The organism is Campylobacter concisus (genome assembly GCF_002913545.1).
GTDB classification, from domain to species: domain Bacteria; phylum Campylobacterota; class Campylobacteria; order Campylobacterales; family Campylobacteraceae; genus Campylobacter_A; species Campylobacter_A concisus_AV.
This window is the reverse complement of record NZ_PPBR01000007.1, coordinates 58,176-78,216: the sequence shown is the minus strand read 5'-3', so window position 1 is coordinate 78,216 and position 20,041 is coordinate 58,176. Positions and strand designations below refer to the sequence as shown.

Annotated in this window: 21 protein-coding genes; 8 read left to right on the top strand and 13 right to left on the bottom strand. The window is 40.1% G+C overall.

Annotated features, from left to right (window positions below; genetic code table 11):
• Positions 1 to 197 precede the first annotated feature (197 nt).
• Genes CYP05_RS00670 through mqnE form a run of 5 tightly spaced genes read right to left on the bottom strand, consistent with a single transcriptional unit; the run spans position 198 to position 4,942 of the window.
• On the bottom strand, positions 198 to 890 hold the full coding sequence (locus CYP05_RS00670; RefSeq protein WP_103641687.1) for a pilus assembly FimT family protein: 693 nt from the start codon (positions 888 to 890) through the stop codon (positions 198 to 200).
• Between the two features lie 3 nt (positions 891 to 893).
• Positions 894 to 2,111 (bottom strand): ArnT family glycosyltransferase, encoded by a 1,218-nt coding sequence (locus CYP05_RS00665; RefSeq protein ID WP_103641686.1) that lies wholly within the window; start codon positions 2,109 to 2,111, stop codon positions 894 to 896.
• A gap of 9 nt (positions 2,112 to 2,120) precedes the next feature.
• Positions 2,121 to 2,561 (bottom strand): phosphoribosyltransferase, encoded by a 441-nt coding sequence (locus CYP05_RS00660; protein ID WP_103641685.1) that lies wholly within the window; start codon positions 2,559 to 2,561, stop codon positions 2,121 to 2,123.
• 12 nt (positions 2,562 to 2,573) lie between these two features.
• Positions 2,574 to 3,866: an NCS2 family permease gene (locus CYP05_RS00655; RefSeq protein ID WP_103590555.1), complete on the bottom strand. Its 1,293-nt coding sequence runs from the start codon at positions 3,864 to 3,866 to the stop codon at positions 2,574 to 2,576.
• 11 nt (positions 3,867 to 3,877) lie between these two features.
• Positions 3,878 to 4,942, bottom strand: a complete 1,065-nt coding sequence (gene mqnE, locus CYP05_RS00650; protein ID WP_103641684.1) for an aminofutalosine synthase MqnE — start codon at positions 4,940 to 4,942, stop codon at positions 3,878 to 3,880.
• 110 nt (positions 4,943 to 5,052) lie between these two features.
• Between mqnE and CYP05_RS00645 the strand changes: the two genes are divergently transcribed.
• The 7 genes from CYP05_RS00645 to CYP05_RS10300 all read left to right on the top strand — a co-directional run bounded on the left by CYP05_RS00645 (position 5,053) and on the right by CYP05_RS10300 (position 11,595).
• On the top strand, positions 5,053 to 7,551 hold the full coding sequence (locus CYP05_RS00645; RefSeq protein WP_103641683.1) for an HD domain-containing protein: 2,499 nt from the start codon (positions 5,053 to 5,055) through the stop codon (positions 7,549 to 7,551).
• A 3-nt stretch (positions 7,552 to 7,554) separates the two neighbouring features.
• Entirely contained in the window at positions 7,555 to 9,366 is a 1,812-nt protein-coding gene (gene glmS / locus CYP05_RS00640; RefSeq protein ID WP_103641682.1) for a glutamine--fructose-6-phosphate transaminase (isomerizing), read from the top strand.
• 146 nt (positions 9,367 to 9,512) lie between these two features.
• Positions 9,513 to 10,301 carry a peptidoglycan-binding protein gene (locus CYP05_RS00635; protein WP_103640498.1) on the top strand — a complete coding sequence of 263 codons (789 nt, stop codon included), beginning with the start codon at positions 9,513 to 9,515 and terminating at the stop codon, positions 10,299 to 10,301.
• A gap of 1 nt (position 10,302) precedes the next feature.
• Positions 10,303 to 10,725 (top strand): gamma-glutamyl phosphate reductase, encoded by a 423-nt coding sequence (locus CYP05_RS00630; RefSeq protein WP_103641681.1) that lies wholly within the window; start codon positions 10,303 to 10,305, stop codon positions 10,723 to 10,725.
• A gap of 135 nt (positions 10,726 to 10,860) precedes the next feature.
• Positions 10,861 to 11,271, top strand: coding sequence for a DUF4172 domain-containing protein (locus CYP05_RS10305; protein ID WP_103641688.1), 411 nt, complete (start codon positions 10,861 to 10,863; stop codon positions 11,269 to 11,271).
• Positions 11,235 to 11,399 (top strand): hypothetical protein, encoded by a 165-nt coding sequence (locus tag CYP05_RS09870; protein WP_181001138.1) that lies wholly within the window; start codon positions 11,235 to 11,237, stop codon positions 11,397 to 11,399. Before CYP05_RS10305 ends, CYP05_RS09870 begins: the two co-directional genes overlap by 37 nt.
• A complete protein-coding gene (locus CYP05_RS10300; RefSeq protein WP_103641680.1) occupies positions 11,371 to 11,595 on the top strand; it encodes a Fic family protein in 225 nt (74 codons plus the stop codon). The genes CYP05_RS09870 and CYP05_RS10300 overlap by 29 nt, the downstream gene beginning before the upstream one ends.
• Positions 11,596 to 11,741: 146 nt before the next feature.
• Here the strand turns inward: CYP05_RS10300 and CYP05_RS00615 are convergent, their stop codons facing one another.
• A complete protein-coding gene (locus CYP05_RS00615; RefSeq protein WP_002939504.1) occupies positions 11,742 to 12,236 on the bottom strand; it encodes a hypothetical protein in 495 nt (164 codons plus the stop codon).
• A gap of 11 nt (positions 12,237 to 12,247) precedes the next feature.
• The gene (locus tag CYP05_RS00610; protein ID WP_103641679.1) at positions 12,248 to 13,447 is read right to left on the bottom strand and encodes a tetrahydrodipicolinate N-succinyltransferase N-terminal domain-containing protein; all 1,200 of its coding nucleotides are present in this window, start codon (positions 13,445 to 13,447) and stop codon (positions 12,248 to 12,250) included.
• Between the two features lie 160 nt (positions 13,448 to 13,607).
• On the opposite strand from CYP05_RS00610, the gene CYP05_RS00605 reads away from it, so the two are divergent.
• Positions 13,608 to 14,204 carry a YagU family protein gene (locus CYP05_RS00605; protein WP_103569343.1) on the top strand — a complete coding sequence of 199 codons (597 nt, stop codon included), beginning with the start codon at positions 13,608 to 13,610 and terminating at the stop codon, positions 14,202 to 14,204.
• A gap of 177 nt (positions 14,205 to 14,381) precedes the next feature.
• Here the strand turns inward: CYP05_RS00605 and CYP05_RS00600 are convergent, their stop codons facing one another.
• The 6 genes from CYP05_RS00600 to thiC form a co-directional block, all read right to left on the bottom strand.
• Positions 14,382 to 14,831 carry a hypothetical protein gene (locus tag CYP05_RS00600; protein WP_103641678.1) on the bottom strand — a complete coding sequence of 150 codons (450 nt, stop codon included), beginning with the start codon at positions 14,829 to 14,831 and terminating at the stop codon, positions 14,382 to 14,384.
• A 158-nt stretch (positions 14,832 to 14,989) separates the two neighbouring features.
• Positions 14,990 to 15,679: a cytochrome-c oxidase gene (locus tag CYP05_RS00595; protein ID WP_103641677.1), complete on the bottom strand. Its 690-nt coding sequence runs from the start codon at positions 15,677 to 15,679 to the stop codon at positions 14,990 to 14,992.
• Between the two features lie 104 nt (positions 15,680 to 15,783).
• Positions 15,784 to 17,121 (bottom strand): PFL family protein, encoded by a 1,338-nt coding sequence (locus CYP05_RS00590; RefSeq protein WP_103641676.1) that lies wholly within the window; start codon positions 17,119 to 17,121, stop codon positions 15,784 to 15,786.
• Positions 17,122 to 17,130: 9 nt separating this feature from the next.
• Entirely contained in the window at positions 17,131 to 17,397 is a 267-nt protein-coding gene (locus CYP05_RS00585; protein WP_002939508.1) for an ACT domain-containing protein, read from the bottom strand.
• A 143-nt stretch (positions 17,398 to 17,540) separates the two neighbouring features.
• Positions 17,541 to 18,641, bottom strand: coding sequence for an Mrp/NBP35 family ATP-binding protein (locus CYP05_RS00580; protein ID WP_103641675.1), 1,101 nt, complete (start codon positions 18,639 to 18,641; stop codon positions 17,541 to 17,543).
• Complete coding sequence (gene thiC, locus CYP05_RS00575) at positions 18,635 to 19,930, bottom strand: phosphomethylpyrimidine synthase ThiC (RefSeq protein WP_103641674.1); 1,296 nt, start codon at positions 19,928 to 19,930, stop codon at positions 18,635 to 18,637. The genes CYP05_RS00580 and thiC overlap by 7 nt, the downstream gene beginning before the upstream one ends.
• Positions 19,931 to 20,041 lie beyond the last annotated feature (111 nt).

Here is a 20,041-nt window from a genome sequence, read left to right as displayed (position 1 = left end):
AAGATTGACTAATAGTTTAACAATTGTAAGTTAAAAGAACAACGATAAGAAAAAGGCTTTATTAACGTTGAAGTTAAAGGTGGTTTCTCGTTTCGTGAGCTGGAATTATATATGAGGGATGCTTAAAATAAAATTAAACAAAACAATATTTTCTGAAAAAATGAATATTTTTAGTTTTTACAAAACTATTTTCTTTTTCATTTAATATAGGCAAAGCCACTTTCCCTTTCTATAACTATAGTTGTTTTATTACCATATTTATCAAATATATTTATTTCACAGTCTTTTTTAAGAAGTCTATCATAAGGTCGTTTTGCGCCGTTATTTTTTGTAATACTTACAACTTTCATCAAACGACCCATTTCGTCAAAATTTATTGTTTGCATCCTATCACAACCATTTTTAAATTCAATTAATGTTATATTGAATCTCTTTCCTAAATTTGATTCTTTATTTAATCTCCTACAGGTAGACTCCGATGTTATTCCACTCCATCCGCCACTAAGCAACTTGCCGTTTTTATAAATATCACTAGCAACTTCTTTTTCTGAATTTATATTTCCACTAAAAATTTTTTTGCCTCTTTTATCAAAAAAAACACTATATTTCCAGGTCTTAACTCCTAGTTCATCTATAGAACATTCCTTTAAACTAGTTTCATTAAACGTTATTCCCCATCTCATTTTAAACCATAGCTTTTCATCAACCGATTGAGCGTATTTATCATCCTGCATAGCGAGGTGTTGAGTATATCTTATATGAGTTAGGATCTGATTTGCAGCTTCTCTTGAGGCATTTCTATTTAGTTTTGGGATCATAATGGCAGCTAAAATTCCAACAACAACAATAACAAAAACAAGCTCTATCATCGTAAAAGCTCTTTTTTTCATAGCTTATCGTTCCTTGATGTTGAAATTTGCAACTACTTTTCCCATTTTTTCTATACTAAATTTTGACTTCTCATCTAAATCGGCACTTGTTAATAAATTTTTAGAGTAACTTTTTGTTTTTATGCCATAAAATTTAAGCCTTAGCGCAAGCCTTGTATCTTCAGTCGCAATATCTTGCACTCCAGCCTCTTTTAGCTTATCTGCCAGCTCTTTTGCTACATCAAATTTATAAGTGAGATGTTTTGTAGGATCGCTTAAAAAGAGGTAAAAAATTTGATTAAAGACGATCGCTGACCAGTTAAATATCAAAAAAAGCATCACTAAACTAGTGCAAATTTTATGACCTTTTCTAAATTTTGGCAGCCTCACGCGATATGAGTTGAAAAAAACTCTTACCATAAGTGGCGTTGCGATCACGCAAAATGGCAAAAACTGCTCAAGCTCCAGCCTTTGGCGCACAGAGACTATCATACAAAAGCAAAATGAGCAAATGGCAATAAACCACAAAAGATCCTTCTTCTCCTTAACCCAAATTCTATAAATCGTATATACAAAAAAGATAAAGACAAATGGCGAAAATACAGCAGCAAATATGCCAAAGGTATCGATAAAATGCCCGCTTGGTCTGCCATTTGTTTCAAAGCCAAAAAAGTAAAGCGTCAGCAAAAATAAAATGGCGCTTAGCCAAGCAAGTGGCGGCTTTCTTTTGTAAAGTGCAAATATAAAAAATCCTGCATAAAATATCAAGAAATCACCATCTATAAAAAAGGCTAGGCAGAAAAAGAGGCTAAATAAAATTTTCTTTTTAATATGAAAAAGATATATACACAAAAACGCTAGAGTGATGCAAATTCCAGCGTTATTTATGATAAGGGCTGAAGCTAGCGTGCCAGGAAGCAGCACAAAAAGTAGAACCGCTATGATCCTGTCAAACTCGAGCTTAATGTAAAATTTACTCACCTTATACATCAAAACCACGCTTGCGATGTGAAAAAAGATCATCACACCTCGCACAGCAAGGTCATTTTGACCAAAAAAATGGGTGCTTAGTTTTAAGATGTAGCTTAGAAGGCTGTGCTTTTGAAAGAAAATTTCAGCCTCGTTGTAGCTTATACTAAGAGAATTTGCCGCATAAAGTAGAAAAACAAAATCAATCAAACATATCAAAAATACGCTAAAAGCGATGTGTCTGCTAGCAAATTCTCTAACTCTTTCTAACAAATCGCGCCCTTAAATATGTATATCCCAGAAAAACTCAACCCAGTAATGAGCCTCTTTTACCTTAAATTCAGGCAAAAGTAGAGCCTTTTCTTTGTAAAATACAGTTGCTATCTTTATATCTAAATTTGGATAGCGTTTAAGCAGCTCTCTTTTTATCTCGACCATACTCTCGCCGCTATCAATGATATCATCAACGAGCAAAATTTTAGTGTATTTGCTAAGATCTGGCACGTTAAAAATTTGTATTGTATCAAGTTTGTTTGTATCCTCGTAGTGGATAGAATTTAGGGTAAATAAATTTCTATTATTAAGCGCAACAGCTAGCGAGTGACCAAGCGTTAGACCGCCTCTTGCCACAGCTAGTATCACCTCTGGATCAAACTCATCTTTTATCTGTTTTGCCATCTTTTTGGCATCAATGGCAAATTCATCGTAGCTATAAAATATCATCTTTCATCCTTATCAATGCACTAAAAATACGATAAAACTAATGAGCGCTAGCACGACTACACCTAAATTTATATCGCTAAATTCTCTCTTTATGAGCTTAACTATGACATATGACATAAAGCCAAATGCAAGGCCGTTTGTAATCGAGTAGGTAAGCGGTATCAAGACAACTATGAAAAATGTCGCAACGGCGATGGCTGGATCTTTGAAATTTATGCTAGCTAGCTCAGCAAACATAAGCACGCCAACCATTACGAGGATCGGATAGATGGCATTGCCAGGGATAGCTTTAAAAAGTGGCAACATAAATAGTGTAAGTATAAACAAAAGTCCGCAAAATACAGCTGTTAGACCAGTTCTGCCGCCCTCTTCTACGCCGCTTGCGCTCTCTACAAACGATGTGGTCGTACTTACGCCTACAAGCGAGCCGGCTGCAGTAGCAACAGCGTCAGCTTCAAGAGTTTTTTCAAGTTTTACGACGCCATCTTTTTTGTTTTCGTCAAATATCCCAGCCCTTGTGCCAACGCCAGCTAGCGTGCCTATCGAGTCAAAAAGATCGGTTACAAAAAATGTGATAACAACTGGGAGTAAGGCTAGGCTAAAGGCACCTTTTATGTCAAGCTCTAAAAATATCGGTGAGATAGAGGCTGGAGTTGAGAAAATTTCTGTTGGATGAGGAGCGATGCCAAGCACCCAAGCGATCACTGAAGTGACAAGCACTGCCAGGATAAACGCGCCCTTTATCTTCCACGCCCAAAAGCAAATAACCAAAAATAGTCCCAAAACGCCAAGAAGCACATTTGGATCTCTGAAATTTCCTATGCCAACCAAAACCGCGTCGTTATTTACGATAAAGCCCATTTGCTGAAACGCGACAAAGCTGATAAATGTACCTATGCCAGCGCTTATCGCTCTTCTTAGATCAAGCGGGATGGATCTTATTATCCACATTCTAAAATTTGTAAAAGACAAGACGACAAATATCACGCCGCTTAGAAAAACAACGCCAAGAGCCGTTTGCCAAGGCACTTTCATACCGATGCAAAGACCAAATGTAAAATAAGCGTTAAGCCCCATACCAACGCTCATCGCAACTGGTGTGTTCGCCCAAAGACCATTTAATATCGTAGAAAATATGGTAATTAGCGCTGTTGCCGTTATTAGCGCCTCATAAGGCATGCCAGTTTTGCTCATAATGATCGCATTTACCGGCACGATATACATCATCGCCAAAAATGTCGTAAGTCCCGCTCCGAATTCCTGCTTCACACTCGTTTTGTTTTGTGCTAAGTCAAAAAATTTCACCCCAAGCTCCTTTAGTAAATTTTAAGTTCGTTATATAAGCTATCACGCTCAACTGGCGTAAAACCAGATGTTTTTATGAGATCGCAAAATGTCTTTAGCGTAACGCCATTTGCGCTATTTGCGCCAGCTGCACTTTGGATACTCTCTTTTTCTATAGTGCCATCAAGATCATCAGCGCCAAATTCCTGAGCGATCATCGCTAAATTTAGCGTCGAAGTAGCCCAGTAGGCCTTTATGTGTGGGACGTTATCAAGCACCAAGCGAGATATCGCCATAGTCTTTAAAATTTCAGCTGATCCTAGAAATTTAACATCTTTTAAGTAGTTATTTTCTCTTTGATAGACAAGCGGGATAAATGCGTTAAATCCGCCAGTTTCGTCCTGCAAATCTCTGATCCTTAGCATGTGATCGATCCTATTTTCACGGCTTTCTATGTGGCCAAAAAGCATTGTAGCGTTACTTTGCTTGCCTTTATCGTGCCACATTTTGTGGATCTTTAGCCAGTTCTCGCTACTAACTTTTCCTTTGCAAATTTTAGCCCTGACCTCTTCATTAAAAATTTCAGCCCCACCCCCTGGCATGCTATCGACGCCGTATTCAAGCATCTTTTCTATCACCTCATCGTAGCTTAAGCCGTAATGCCTTGATAAAAAATCAATCTCAGCCGCTGTCATCGCCTTTACGTGAAGCTCTGGATGAGCTGCCTTTATCTTTTTAAAAATTTCTAAGTACCACTGCCAACCGCTAGTTGCGTTGTGGGCGGAGACGATGTGTATCTCTTTTACACCGTGGCTCACGCTCTCATCAACGATCTTTAAAATTTCTTCGTGGCTCATTAGGTATGGATTTGGATTTTTTCTGTGGGCTGAAAATGCGCAAAATTTACAGATGTCAGCACAGATATTTGTTGGATTTATATGGCGATTTACGTTAAAAAAGACCTTGTTGCCGTGCAGTTTTCTGCGCTTTTTGTCGGCAAATTTAGCCAAGGTAAAAAGATCAAGCTCATAAAGCGAAAAAGCCTCTTGCTTACTTAATCTCTCGCCACTTTCTAGTTTTTGTAATAGATTCATTATTTATATCGTCCTAAAGCTGAACTTAAGGCTTTATTATAAGCAAATAAAGCTTTGTTTTTGCAAAAATTATGTAACATTTGCCAAGATATTTTTAACAATGGAAACACTAAATGCTAGCTGATAAAAGTGCCAAAAATAGCGACAATTATTCAAAAATCAAAGAGAAATTTCTTGATTTTAAGGCAAATTTGCCAAAACATTTTCAAAAAAACCAAGGCAGAAATTTCACAAATTTCTTGGCCAAAGAGTATGATGATTTTATAAAATCTTATTTAAATGAAACTATGCGAGAATTTTTTGATGAGTTTATGCCACAAAATGACAGCTTTGCTTTTAGTGTTCTAGCCACTGGCAAATACGCTCAAACGCTGCTTAGCGCAAATAGCGAGCTTGAAATTTTACTAGTTTATAAAAATTTAAAGGGTTATAATATAAAAAATTTCTTAAAAGAATTTTCTGAAATTTTAGATAGCTCTGGCATGAAATTTGTGATAAAAATTGCCGAAGTGGATGAAATTTTTATAAATTTCAAAGATGACCTTAAATTTAAAAGCGAAACCTCGCAACTTCGCTACATTTGTGGCTCAAAAAGCCTCTACCGCCTAGTAAAAAGCGAGATCATAAAGATAAAAGAATTTGATAAAAAAGCCTTTTTAAACTACCATTTAAAGGCATTTTTGCCATTTTCTAGCATAAGCTACTTGACACAAGAGCCAAATTTAAAAAGTGGCTTTGGCGGGATCGATGAAATTTACCGCTTAAACTGCATACTAAACTGCCTTGATAGCGACGTTTCAGTTAGATCGCAAGCCCTTAAAGTGATGAATGAAAAAGAGATTGCGAGTTTTAATCTAAATGTGGATTTTTTACTAAGCTTGCTAAGTGCTTTAAATTTAACTCAAAACACCGATACTTTCAGTGCTTCAAGTGTCGAGATCACGACAAATTTCATGCAGACAAAGTCCAAAAAGTTGCAAGACAACGAGAGCGTCATCAGCCAAAAGATGCTAAGCTCGATGAATAACGTAGCCATTTATTCAAGATTTATCGCGGCTTCGCTTTGTAGGCCATTTTTCAAAAGCGAGCTAAGCTTCGTTCAAAGAAAATTTGCTAGGCTAAAAAATGGCTTTTATGAGGTAAATGGCGTCATCTACGTGCCGCTTCACAAAAAGCCAGCCCTTATCGAGGATCTCATAAATGAGCTTTTAGAGCTAAAAGATGTGGATTATAAATTTGATATAAGCGCGATCTTTTACATCAAGCGAGCCATCATCACAAAAGATGGCCTAGAGCGCGCTATCAGCGAGTTTAAGAAGATATTTTTAAGAGAAAATTCCTACGCCATCTTAAAGTCCTTGCTCGATGCGCAGATGATACAAATTTTGATAAAACCGATGGAGCACATCTCCCAGCTAGCAGAATATGACGGCTATCACGAATTTACGGTTGATGAGCATAGCATTTTAAGTGTCAAATTTCTTGAAAATATAAAAGATAAATTTATAAAAAATCTTTACGCTGAGCTTTGCTTGGAGGGCAAAACGATGCTAAAGATCGTGACACTTATGCATGACGTTGGCAAAGGACTTGGCGGAAAAGATCACGCAAACATCGGCGCAAACATCTTTAGAGCCTATGCAAACAAGCTAAATTTAAGCCAAAAAGCTATCAACATTGGCGTCATCTTGATAAAATACCACACCCTAATGAGCAACGTCTCAAACAGAGAGGACATCTACTCACAGCGCGTTATCTTCGCTTTTATCTCGAAGCTTGGCGACAAGCAGGTTTTAAAGCTACTTTACATCCTTAGCTACTGCGTGATAAACGCCACAAATGAGAGGCTTTATAACGCCTACACAGCAAAGCTTTTAAGAGAGCTTTATGAAATTTCTCTTAGCGCATTTAGCGATGAAAATTTACTTGATGAAGCGACAAGGCGGGTAAAAAAAGAGCAGTCTATAAAACGAAATAGCGAGTTTTTGGCGCTTGAGCCAAAGCTGCAAGAGAAAATTTTTAAGATCACATCAAATTTGGTCTTTACAAAATATAGCGCGAGCGAGATCATAAATTTAAGCAAAGTGGCTGATAGCTTAAACGAAACCGAAATTTTCATAAACAATAGTAAAAATTTAAGTATTCAAATTTATACAAACAAAAGCCTAAATTTAAGCGCCCTGCTCTATGAATTTGCCAAATTTGATCTTGCGTATATGGAGATATTTGAGCTTTTTGAGAAGAAATTTTATATCAGGCTTGACTTTAACCAAAATGTAAAAAATCATGAGCTTGAAAATACTAAAATTTTAGCCCTAAAATCCCTAAATAGCGAGGTTTTAAGAGAGCCTTTGAAACCAAATATTAACAAAGATGAGATAAACTTCGAGCTAAATCACTCAAAAGATTACGCCAAACTTAGCATCAACGCAAAAGATCAGCGCGGGCTAATGGCTTATGTGATGAGTGTTTTTGACAGGCTTCATTTTCAAGTCACGAGTGCGAGAATTCAGACGGTTAAAAATAGAACGAGAAATCTCTTTTTGATCGAGAAAAACGAGCGACTTGAGAGTAAAGGCGAAGAGATATTAAATTTATTAATAAGCGAGTAAAACATGTGTGGAATCGTAGGATACATCGGAGATAAAGAGAAAAAAGAGGTCATTTTAAGCGGTCTAAAAGAGCTTGAGTATCGTGGATACGACAGCGCTGGCATGGCTGTGATGAGTGATGGCAAGATCGACTTCTTTAAAGCGGTCGGTAAGCTTGAAAATTTAGCCCTAAAGACAAAGGACTTTACATCAGAGGGTTTTGGTGTGGCGATAGGTCACACACGCTGGGCGACGCACGGCAAACCAACTGAGATCAATGCTCACCCGCACCTTGGCGAGCACTCATTTGTCGTTCACAACGGCATCATCGAAAACTACAAAGAGCTTAAAGATGAGCTTGAGGCAAAGGGTGTGAAATTTGTCAGCCAAACCGACACCGAAGTGATCGTGCACCTTTTTGAAGAAATTTTAAAAGAGAAAAAAGATCCATTTAAGGCTTATGAGGCGACTATCGCAAAGCTAAGAGGCGCTTATGCGACGCTACTTATCACCAAAACTGCACCTGATAAGATATTTTTCGCAAAAGATGCCGCTCCTATGGCGATAGGCAAAAGCGACAAAAAAGAGCTATATTTTGCCTCATCAGATGCCCCGCTTATCGGCAACGCAACTGAAGTAGCATATCTTGATGACAACAACTACGGCTACGTGAGCTTAGACGAGATAGCTGTTTTTAAACACGGCAAAAAGGCTAGCATAACATTTAACGCACTGCCAAAAGATAAGAGCTATGCCCAAAAAGAGGGCTATACATTTTTTATGGAGAAAGAAATTTACGAGCAAGGCGCAGTCGTATCTGAAACCATCATGGGCAGGGTTAAAAACCATAAAGTCACCCTTGAAAATTTAGACGATGAATACCTAAAAGGCATCGATGATGTCGTGCTTTGTGCGTGCGGTACGAGCTACCATGCAGCGCTTGTTGCAAGCTATCTTTTTGAAAGACTTGCCAAAGTTAGAACAAAGGTCGAAGTGGCAAGCGAATTTAGATATAGAAAGCCTTATCTAAACAAAAACTCGCTCTTCATCGTCATCTCGCAAAGTGGCGAGACAGCTGATACTCTTGAGGCGCTTAGGATCGCAAAAGAGGCTGGGCTAAAGACACTTGCGATTTGCAACGTCGATAACTCATCTATCGTTAGACTAGCTGATAATACGCTTCTAACTCGCGCTGGCATCGAAAAAGGTGTGGCAAGCACAAAGGCCTTTGCTACGCAAATCATCGTGCTTTGGATGCTTGTGCTTCAAATGGCATCTGCAAAGGGATCTATCAGCAAAAAAGAGCTTGATCACGAGATCAAAACGCTTCTTCATATCCCTCAAATTTTAAATATAGATAACTCTTTGCAAGAGAAGCTTCACCGCCTAAGCAAGCACTATCTGCACGGTCATGGCTTCTTCTTCATCGGTAGAGACATCTTCTATCCGCTAGCACTTGAAGGTGCGTTAAAACTTAAAGAAATTTCATATCTTCACGCCGAGGGCTATCCATCAGGCGAGATGAAGCACGGACCTATCGCGCTTGCAGATGAGAAGCTATTTACGATCGCTTTAATGCCTCAAAACTTACTATATGAAAAGGCAAAAAGTAACGTCGAAGAGCTTGCTGCAAGAGATGCTTATATCCTAGCAATCAGCCCACTTGAGTTTGAACTAAGCGATGACTACGTAAAAACAAGCGTTCAAGATCACTATATGAGCGAATTTTTTGAGATGATGCTAGTGCTTCAGCTACTTGCACTTGAAATTTCTGTTAGACTTGGCAACAATGTCGATATGCCAAGAAACCTCGCAAAAAGCGTAACTGTCGAATAATTTATGTGGCTGGCATCTTGCTGGCCGCTTAAATTTTTGTGAAAAATAATTTTGCATTATGTTATTAAACATAAATTTTATATTAATATTTTTATAATATTTACTCATATATAATTCTAAAACCAACTTAAATATTAAGGATAAAAATGAAGTTAAGCTCATCTTTACTAAGCGTAGGTCTTGGAGTTTTACTTTTAAGCGGTTGCGCAACTGGCAACAACAATGGTGTAACTGGCAGTGCTGCTGGTAGCAACAACAAAAATGCTAACACAAAAATAGAAAAGTGTAGTAGCACTCTTGGAACACTTGCGTTTTATGAAGACCAGAATTCTGACTGGTATTCATATTTAACACGCAACTACAAGCTCACATCAACTATTCCTGTTTTGCGCCTTCTTGCACAACAAACTGGTTGTTTTGTTATAGTTGAGCGTGGCGCTATGATGGATAATATGATGCAAGAGCGTGCACTTGATAGATCGGGCGAACTACGTAGCGGTTCTGGCTTTGGCAAAGGTAAAATGGTAGCAGCTGATTATACTATTCGCCCTGAAATATTCTTTAGTAATGAAGATACAGGCGGTGCAGGCGGTCTTGTTGGAGCACTTTTTGGTAGTGTAGCAGGCGCTATAGCTGGTGGTTTTTCAACAAAAGAGACACAGACTACATTGGTTCTTATAGAAAATCGTTCAGGCGTTCAATTAGCAGCGGCCATTGGTTCAGCTTCTAGCACTGACTTCTTTGGCATGGGCGGCGGTGCTGGCGCTTCTCTTGGTGCTGGACTTGGAGCATATTCAAGAACACCTGAGGGAAAAACACTTGTAAATGCTTTCCTTGATTCAATGAATCAATTAGTTATCGCCCTAAAAGACTACAAAGCACAAACCGTAAAAGGTGGTCTTGGCAAAGGTGGAAGCCTAAAAGTAGGAGATTAATATGAAATTTATAGCCATTTTATTTTGTTCATTAACTTTTTTGTTTTCTATGAGTTACGAAAAAAAAGTTGAAGCTAGGCTTTGTGGTCTTATAAATCAAAGAGAAATGGCTAAAATTTATGGCGACATAAGAAGTATTGATAGCTTTGATAAAAAAATAGAAAGCTACAAATTTCGCAACGGAATAGAAAAATTTGACGAGGATAGTTGTCGTGCAAATGGCTACTATCCTGTTGATCCAAACTATGCACCATATCCTCCTAACTACCGCCCATACTATCAAAATGAGTACGAAAGATTTGATAGATTTCAACGTGGTTACCGCGGAGGCTACTATAACGATGACGACTACGATGATGGTTTTGATCGTGGTTATAGACGTGGTTATAAGGATGCCAGAAGAGATTATAGGTTAGGTAGATAATCTTATCTAGCCTTAACTTTAGCTGGCTCTTTTCTAATAAAAAAGATTTTTTACAAATAACAAATCAAAAGCAATGCATATATAAAATTTTACTGCTATAAACAAATTCTAGACATTAAGTATAAAATATAAAACCTGTGGATATGGCAACATCCCAACTACCCAAATTTTTCTTTCGACAAAAGAATAATAAGTACCCTTGCAAATAAGCTAAAGCAAGATCAAGAAATTTTAAAAGAGATAACAAGCAAGACCAGCAGAAACGATCTTTTAAAGGCGCAAATTAATGCCCTAGAAGATGAGATATTTTACTCATCTCTCATAGAGGGCAAGAGGCTAAAAAGATCAAGCATTCGCTCATCAGTAAAAAAGAGACTAGATGAAAATTTTGACTGGCTAGCCGACACTCATGCGACTAGACACAGTGATAATCTAGCCTCACTAATGCTTGAAGTAAATTTAAACAAAGCCCCTATGAATTTTGAGCGACTACATGGCTGGCACAATGCTTGTTTGGATATAGTCATAGCAAAATTTACAAGATAAAAAGAGCTAAATTTAGAGATGATGAGATGAGTGTCGTCTCAGGTCCTTCGAAAAATGTGCAAATCCACTACGAAGCCTTGCCAGCAGAGCGTGTAGAGGGTGAGAAATTTTTTAAATTTTATCAATAAAAATCACGAAAACACCTATGTAAAAAGTGCCTTAGCACACCTTTGGTTTGTGATCATCCATCCTTATGAGGACGGCAATGGCCGCCGCATGGCAAGGGCTTTGGCGCACTACTGCTTGGCTCTAGTGAAAGCATTGAGCCGTTTTCAATATCGAGCATTATTTACGCAAATAAAAAAGATTATTATGAAATTTTAGAGCAGACGACAAAGCTTGAAAATAATTCAAATTTTGACTTTACGGCATGGATAAAGTGGCATTTAGAAGCGGTAAATAGCGCCATAAAACAAGCTATAAGCTCATTAAAAAGATAAAATTTCTATCAAATTTAAGAGCCAAAGCCCTTAAATTTTATCTTTACTTAGGATTTTTGCGAGCTGCTCTTTGATCTCATCATCAAATTCGCTAACACTTATCACACCCCTGCTCTCGCACATCTTAGCATCATTTACCTCGCAGTAGCCGCTCAGCGCGTTTTTATATCCGCCCCTTATGCAAGCCTCTCTGTCTTCTAAAAATCCAGCTCCTCCAAGGATGAGCACGCCAAGGTCAAAGCCGATCTTAAATTTCGCACTCGCTGAGCTTTTTATCCAGCTTAAAAATATCTCATCGTACCTTAGCCCAAGCGCTCCAACGCCATCTGGCACGACCAAGATATCCACGCCGTAAAGGCTCTCAGCGTAAATTTCAGGATGAAGCCTGACGCCAAATTCATCGACTATCTCAGGCTTTAGAGCGTAGGTTTTGATATTAAAACCTTCAAATTTATGCAAAAAATCATAAATTTTGGCAAAGCTTAACAAATTTATCTTGTCAAACATCAAAATGCCAACTTTCATGCTAGCTCCTTTTAATGAAGTGCCTCATTTAGCTTGATCGCCCTTTTGCTCGCGCTTGCAGTGATCTGACCTGTTTGGCTATTTTGTCTAAAATGAAGCCCATTTAGCCCGCCAAGCTCAAGCGCTTTGTAAATTTCAGCTTCAAATTTAAACTCTGGATTTAGCTTAGCTAACTTTTCGCGCTCACTTGCCGAGATATAGACCTTTGTGCCCTCAAGCACCGCTATGCCAGCATCCACGATGCAGTTATCACCAAGTGGCACGCCAGTAACTGAGTTTGCGCCAAGTAAGCAGTGTTTGCCGATGCTTACGGGGTTGCCGTTCGTGCCGCTTAGCACGCCAAGTATGCTAGCTCCGCCGCCAACGTCACTGCCCTCGCCCACGACGACAGAGCTGCTGACCCTGCCCTCAACCATCACGCCACCAGTCGTGCCTGCGTTAAAGTTGATATAAGCAGCCCCTGGCATGACGACCGTGCCAGGATGCACAGCTGCGCCCATACGGACTTTAGCAGCGTCTAAAATTCTCGTATTATCAGCTGGGATGATGTGACTTAGAAATCTTGGAAATTTATCCACGCTCACGATCGCTGGATACTCGCCAAACATCTTTAGAGAAATTTCGTTTTCTCTTAGCCACTCAAGCTCGATCGGGATATTTTGGCTAGTCCATGCGACATTTGGTAGCACTCCAAAGGCTCCATCAAGCACGATCGTCCTAGGTGCGACCTTGCCAAGCGAGATCAAGTAGAGCTTGAGATAGACAGCCTCCACGCTAAGTGGTTTTGCATCTTCGAACAAAAATACAAGCTTAAATTTATTCTCATTTAGCTCAAGGTCGTCCTCAAATGCCATCTTCACAGCGTGTAAATTCTCCACGTTTTTATGCGATTTTATATCTTTTTCAAAGACACTAAAGAGCTTGCTAGCCTTTTTTGCTACCTTTGGCGTGAGATCAGTCACAAACTCGGATGCACCAAAATCAACCTCAACATCACACTTTTGCAAGGCGTAGATAAAAGCAGCTGCGCTTAAAAAGCTCTCTTTGTAATTTACAACGGCAAAGCTTGCTTGCAAAATTTTGTCGCTATTTTTTTGTCCGCGATCGACCCTTGCGATGCCAAAAGCAACTGGATCTTTGTAGCCATCTTTTTTTCTAAATTCTTCAAAAAATTCCTTAAATTCGTTTGCGTCTTTAAACTCTTTAGACATCTATTCTCCTTTAAATTTTTTCTTAGTCTAGCCAAAAATGGCTAAAAATTTTATGATTTTAAAGCATTTGAGCTTTGATAAATTTATAAATTATAATAATGATTAACCTTATCATAAAGAAAATAGAAATAAAATGCCTCAAATTTTACAAGGAGACAAAATGTCAAATTTAGCTACCAAACCAAAATTTGCCTTAGCTGCGTTGATCGGCCTCGTCGCTGGCGTTGTTTCAGCCTTTGTCAAATGGGGCGCAGAAGTGCCACTTCCGCCAAGAAGCCCTATGGATATGTTTAACGCAGCTTGCGGACCAGAAAGTGCCATCAGAGCGGCTGATGCGATCGACTGCTCGAGAAATTTTCTAAACCCGCCTTATGTGTTTTTGAGAGATTATGTCGGTATCGCCGATCCAAACGCTGCTATCTACGAGTTTGCAGGGCATGCATTTAACTACGTAATGCTAACGCACATCATCTTCTCAGTAGTCTTTGCCGTTGGCTACTGCGTCGTGGCTGAGAAATTTCCAAAGATCACGATGTGGCAAGGCGTGATGGCTGGTATCTTAGCAACTATCGCAGTTCACGGCATCTCACTGCCGCTTCTTGGCCTTACTCCGCCACTTTGGACACTTCCTTGGTATGAGTATGTCTCTGAGTTTGTAGGTCACATGGTCTGGTTTTGGTCGATAGAGATCATCCGCCACGACCTAAGAGCTAGGATCACAAAAGAAAAAGATCCGAGCGACTGCTGCAACGCTTAGCTTATAAATTTTGCTGTTTTGGCGTAAAGGCTAAAACAGCAAAAATTTAATCATTTAAAAACTCTAGCGCCTCTTGATCGCAGCCAATACCTAAAAACAAAATTTCATCATTTTTACAAGGCTTGAAAATCTTAACTAGCTTTTAATGCATAAATTTAAAAACTTAATCGTTTAGCACTACTCACTGCTAAGCTCTAAATTTTCTAAACAAAGTGGCTTTTCACCCTCAAAGATCACCCCAATACCATAAGGCTCACAGATATCAAGCGCGCCCTCTGCAAATCTCATCAGCCACTGCTTATCACGCGCATAAAAGGTGCATTGTGGCGAGCTAAATGGCAGGTTGCAAACTGGCACATCAAGCAAGCTAAGCTCGTCCTCGCTCAAAAAGCGCCCTCGCCTAAGCTCATCTTTTAAAAAGGCAAGCGACTCTTTTATGTATCGGTTGATATCTTTGGCGATGCGTTCTGCCAGCAAAGTAGTCTCATCATCTACGTCTGCCATGTCTGTGCTAACGAGGCAAAATGGCACCTGATCAAAAATTTCACTTTTTAGCCCAGTCTCCCCATACCAGATAAAGCCATCATCTGTTGCAACTTTTTTAAGTTCGCCAAATTTCAAAGTCATTTTTTATTCTCATTTTTGTGATTTTGCTACTCTTACGAAAAAGAGCCAAATTTAAGTAAATTTGTCGTGATTTAAAATAGAGACAGCTTGTAAATTTGCCCTTTTAGAATAAAGCAAAAGCTAAATTTACAAGCAAATTTTCAAATTTATATCGCTACTTAAAAGCAAAATTTCTCATCAGTGCCATTTTGCTTGCGCGTAGCTTTAAAGTTAGCAAGATTGTCTTTGTCTAAAAAGTAATCTTTCTCTTTTTTATTGCGCGCTTCTAGCTTTTCTATGCCTTTTGCAAGGGCTGCTTTTCTATCTTCGTGAGGCGAGCTAAATTCTGGCGAAAACATCGCTTCATAGGCATTTTTCTTAGTCCATTCAAGCGCTTTATCAGCGATCTCTTGTTGCTTTTTGATATCGCAAAATGCATAAGGATTGACCACGTCGCCCACAAGCTTCATAAACGCCCCTATCGCAGCCACCACGTCAGCAAATTTCTCGCCCTCCATGTCTATAACGCCTCTTAGCAAGATCGCGCGGTTTTTTGCCGCATAAAACCAAAATACCGCATCATCGCGAAGTCCAAGATCATAAGCGCGAGCTGAGAGAACAAAAAGAGTTATCGGAGAGACCATTTGTGGGGCGTCTTGCACGATCTTTTCAGCCTTTTTAAAGTCCTCTTCTTTGCCACTTTTTAAAAGCTCATCTATCTTGTCATAGACCTTGACATACTCCACCTTGCCAGCATTTGCTGAGTAGTAAGGCGTGACGTAGATGTCGATACTTCTTACTTTGCCGTCATTTGCAAAGCCACATACCGCTCCAAAAAGTAGCACCGTAAGCAGTGATAAAATTTTCATTTTAGCTCCTTAGTTTAAAATTTTTATTATTTTAACTAAAAGCAGTTGAAAAGATTAGGATAAATTTAAGAAAAAGTCCGCAAATTTAAAGCGGACTTTGAAGATTAGTTTTTAAAACTATGGATAGGTGCTGGAATTTGTCCGCCACGAGCGATAAAGTCGGCACTTGAGGCCTTATTTATCTTCATCACAGGTGCTCTTCCTAAAAGGCCGCCAAACTCGATCATATCGCCCTCTTTACCCAAAGGTATGATACGAACGGCCGTTGTTTTTTGATTTATCACGCCGATAGCCGCCTCATCAGCGATCATCGCAGCTATGCTCTCGCTTGGCGTATCCGCAGGTATGGCGATCATATCAAGTCCCACTGAGCATATCGCAGTCATTGCTTCAAGCTTTTCTAAATTTAGCGATCCCGCGCGCACCGCAGCTATCATGCCCTCGTCCTCTGAGACTGGGATAAATGCACCGCTTAAGCCGCCCACTTGGTTGCACGCCATGACGCCACCTTTTTTGACCGCGTCGTTTAGCAGAGCTAGTGCCGCAGTCGTGCCGTGCGTACCGACAGCCTCAAGCCCCATCTCCTCAAGCACGCGAGCCACCGAGTCACCCACAGCAGGTGTCGGAGCAAGAGAGAGATCGACGATACCAAATTTCACCCCAAGGCGCTCGCTCGCCATTTGACCAACGAGCTGACCGATACGAGTGATCTTAAATGCCGTCTTTTTCACAGTCTCAGCCACCACGTCAAAGCTCTCGCCACGCACCTTTTCAAGCGCTCTTTTTACGACGCCTGGGCCTGAAACGCCGACATTTATCACCACGTCAGCCTCGCCCACGCCGTGAAATGCTCCAGCCATGAAAGGATTATCTTCAACTGCGTTTGCAAAGACAACAAGCTTCGCACAGCCCATCTCTGAAGCTGCTGCCGTCTCTTTTATGATGCGTCCCATGTCACGCACTGCGCTCATATTTATGCCACTTTTTGTTGAGCCGACATTGACGCTTGAGCACACTTTTGCGGTTTGTGCGAGCGCTTGCGGGATAGAATTTATCAAAATTTCATCACCCTTTTGATAGCCCTTTTGCACTAGAGCCGAAAAACCACCTATAAAATCAATACCAACCTCAATAGCCGCCCTATCAAGCGTCTTTGCGATCATCACATAGTCTTTTGCATCCGTTGCGGCGCCGATTATTGAGATAGGCGTCACGCTCACTCTTTTATTGACGATTGGTATGCCTAGCTCGGCAGAAATTTCGTTGCCCACTCTAACTAGGTCTTTGGCTTTAGTGGTGATTTTTGTGTAAATTTTGTCGCAGGCTTTATTGATGTCAGGGTCGATGCAATCAAGCAAACTAATGCCCATTGTGATCGTTCTGATGTCAAAATTTTGCTCCTCGATCATCGAGATCGTTTCGGTTACGTTTTTGATATCCATCTTTTGTCCTTAAATTTTGTGCATCGCATCAAAAATGGCTGAGCTTTGGATGTTTATCTTTACTTTTAGGCTCTCTCCAAGCTTATCTAGCTCCGCTCTTAGGGCTGTAAAGTCCTTATTTTCATCGCTTGAAACCACCGCCATCATCGTGAAAAAATCGCTTAAAATAGTCTGACTTATATCATCTATGTTTAGACCTAGCTCGCTAAGCTTTGCTGAGACGCCAGCAACGATGCCAACTCTATCTTTTCCGACTACGGTTACGATCGCTTTCATCTTTTCTCCTGTTAAATTTTCTTTTTTAATGATTGCATTTTGGCTCCAAAATTTAAGCTAAGCACCAAGCAAAGCCAAATTTTGGTAGCCAAATTTAAACTGGCAAATTTTAAAATTTGCTCTAAATTTTATCTTTTGTAAATTTACTTCGAGCAAGCACTCTTGCCGTCATTTACTGGCTGGATCGCTGAGTTATCAGCCCCACCGCCGTTATTTATATTTTCTATTATCTCCCAAAGCCTTGCAGCTGCGCTCTCATAGCGTTTTGCAGTGACTGAGTTTGGCTCATAAAAGCTAACTGGCTTACCATTATCGCCGCCCACACGAACAGCTGGCTCGATAGGAATTTCAGCTAAAATTTGAGTGTTGTAAGCCTTTGCTACTTCTTCAGTCGTGCCTTTGCCAAAGATGTCATACTCTTTGCCGTTATCTGGGCATATGAAGCCGCTCATGTTTTCGATGACGCCAGCGATTGGGATGTGAAGCTTCTCAAACATATCAAGCGCACGCTTGCTATCATCAAGTGCTACTACTTGAGGCGTTGTGACGCAAACACCTGCTGTTACTGGCACGCTTTGAGCTAGAGTTAGCTGCGCGTCGCCCGTTCCTGGGGGCATATCGAGAAACAATACATCAAGCTCGCTCCAAAGCACGTCCCTTAGCAACTGCTCGATCGCTTTCATTATCATCGAGCCACGCCAGATAAGGCTCATACCCTCCTCCATCAAAACACCCATACTCATCATCTCCACGCCATGGCTAAGTATCGGTTTTAGCTTGTTGCCAACGACTTGTGGCTGGGTATTTACTTCGCCAAGCATCCTTGGGATGTTTGGTCCGTAGATGTCAGCGTCCAAAATTCCCACTTTTTTGCCTAGTTTTGCCATTGAGATAGCTAAATTTAGCGTCGTGGTTGATTTACCAACGCCGCCTTTGCCAGAGCTTACCATTACGAAATTTTTAACTTGTGGCGCGATATTTTTGCCACTTTGAGTGTTACTTTTCTCCTCAGGTATCTTTGGCTGGATCAAATTTAGCATGTACTCATTTGAGCCCATAACACGTTTGATGTCCGTTTTTAGCTCATTTGCCACCTCTGGGCTTGAGCTAACGATCTCGACTTCGATTAAGATTTTCTCGCCGATTTCTACGTTTTTTACAAAGCCAAAGCTAACTATATCCTTCTCAAATCCCGGATATATGACGCCTTTTAGTCTGTTTAAGACCTCTTCTTTATTTAACATTTTTCTCCTTTTTCTAGATCTTTTGAAATTTTATATGCACAAAATTTTGGTCCGCACATCGAACAAAAATGAGCGCTCTTAAACGCATCTTCTGGCAAGCTCTCATCGTGAAGCTCCTTAGCCTTTTTTGGATCAAAGCTAAGCTCAAACTGCTTGTTCCAGTCAAACGCATATCTCGCGTCACTCATCGCATGGTCTTTTTCGATGGCTCCTGTCTTACCAAGTGCGACGTCTGCGGCATGAGCTGCTATCTTGTGAGCTACGATGCCCTCTCTTACGTCATTTTCATTTGGTAGTCCTAGGTGCTCTTTTTGCGTCACATAACAAAGCATGCTAGCGCCGTGATATGCTGCCATCGTACCACCTATCGCTGAAGTGATATGATCATACCCCGCGCCGATATCGCTAACAAGCGGTCCAAGCACGTAAAATGGGGCGTCATGGCAGAGCTCTTGTTCGATTTTCATATTATACTCAATTTGACTTAATGGCACATGACCAGGGCCCTCTATCATCACCTGAACATCTTTTTGCCACGCACGAAGCGTAAGCTCTCCAAGCACCTTTAGCTCGCTAAGCTGTGCCTCGTCTGTTGCGTCATAAAGGCAACCTGGGCGAAGTCCGTCGCCAAGCGAGAGCGAGACATCGTATTTTGCACAAATTTCTAAAATTTGATCAAAAATTTCATAAAATGGATTTTGCCTATTTAGCTTTGACATGTAGCTCGCACTCAAACTGCCACCGCGGCTAACTATGCCCATTTTACGCTTTTTAACAAGGGGCAAAAACTCACGCAAAAAGCCAGCGTGTATCGTAAAGTAACTAACCCCTTGCCTTGCTTGCTTTTCTAGCACGCTTAAAATTAGCTCATTTGTGATATTTGTAACCTCTTTTGCCTCTTTTAAAATTTCATACATAGGCACTGTGCCAACTGGCACGCTTGAATGCTCAATGATAGCGCTTCTAATAGCATCCAAATCGCCGTCCGTGCTTAGATCCATAACCGTATCAGCGCCAAATTCTAAGCAAATTTCAAGCTTTCTAAGCTCTGTGCAAATGTCACTACTTAGGCTTGAGTTGCCGATATTTGCATTGATTTTTGTCTTTAGCTTTCTACCTATGCCCATAGGCTTTAAATTTATGTGATTTACGTTTGCTGGGATGATGATGCTACCTTTTGCCACCTCATCCATAAGCAAATTTTCGCTCACTCCCTCGACCTTTGCCACGTAGCTCATCTGCTTTGTGAGCTCACCTCGCCTAGCATAGTACATCTGCGTCTTTGTCATGACTAACCTTTTTTAAAATTTAAGGGCTCATTTTAGTCCTTTTTTGTTTTGATCTAACTAAATGCTAGCCTTAAATTTATTTCTATAAAAAGAAATATTTAGCTTTTAGGT

What these genes read in the sequence shown, in the direction of transcription:
- CYP05_RS00670 (WP_103641687.1), bottom strand. Translation starts at nt 890, where the DNA reads ATGAAAAAAAGAGCTTTTACGATGATAGAGCTTGTTTTTGTTATTGTT.
- glmS (WP_103641682.1), top strand. Translation starts at nt 7,555, where the DNA reads ATGTGTGGAATCGTAGGATACATCGGAGATAAAGAGAAAAAAGAGGTC.
- CYP05_RS00630 (WP_103641681.1), top strand. Translation starts at nt 10,303, where the DNA reads ATGAAATTTATAGCCATTTTATTTTGTTCATTAACTTTTTTGTTTTCT.
- CYP05_RS00585 (WP_002939508.1), bottom strand. Translation starts at nt 17,397, where the DNA reads ATGAAAGCGATCGTAACCGTAGTCGGAAAAGATAGAGTTGGCATCGTT.
- thiC (WP_103641674.1), bottom strand. Translation starts at nt 19,930, where the DNA reads ATGACAAAGACGCAGATGTACTATGCTAGGCGAGGTGAGCTCACAAAG.
- CYP05_RS00660 (WP_103641685.1), bottom strand. Translation starts at nt 2,561, where the DNA reads ATGATATTTTATAGCTACGATGAATTTGCCATTGATGCCAAAAAGATG.
- CYP05_RS00600 (WP_103641678.1), bottom strand. Translation starts at nt 14,831, where the DNA reads ATGACTTTGAAATTTGGCGAACTTAAAAAAGTTGCAACAGATGATGGC.
- CYP05_RS00645 (WP_103641683.1), top strand. Translation starts at nt 5,053, where the DNA reads ATGCTAGCTGATAAAAGTGCCAAAAATAGCGACAATTATTCAAAAATC.
- CYP05_RS00635 (WP_103640498.1), top strand. Translation starts at nt 9,513, where the DNA reads ATGAAGTTAAGCTCATCTTTACTAAGCGTAGGTCTTGGAGTTTTACTT.
- CYP05_RS00615 (WP_002939504.1), bottom strand. Translation starts at nt 12,236, where the DNA reads ATGAAAGTTGGCATTTTGATGTTTGACAAGATAAATTTGTTAAGCTTT.
- CYP05_RS00590 (WP_103641676.1), bottom strand. Translation starts at nt 17,121, where the DNA reads ATGGATATCAAAAACGTAACCGAAACGATCTCGATGATCGAGGAGCAA.
- CYP05_RS00580 (WP_103641675.1), bottom strand. Translation starts at nt 18,641, where the DNA reads ATGTTAAATAAAGAAGAGGTCTTAAACAGACTAAAAGGCGTCATATAT.
- CYP05_RS00610 (WP_103641679.1), bottom strand. Translation starts at nt 13,447, where the DNA reads ATGTCTAAAGAGTTTAAAGACGCAAACGAATTTAAGGAATTTTTTGAA.
- CYP05_RS00605 (WP_103569343.1), top strand. Translation starts at nt 13,608, where the DNA reads ATGTCAAATTTAGCTACCAAACCAAAATTTGCCTTAGCTGCGTTGATC.
- CYP05_RS00595 (WP_103641677.1), bottom strand. Translation starts at nt 15,679, where the DNA reads ATGAAAATTTTATCACTGCTTACGGTGCTACTTTTTGGAGCGGTATGT.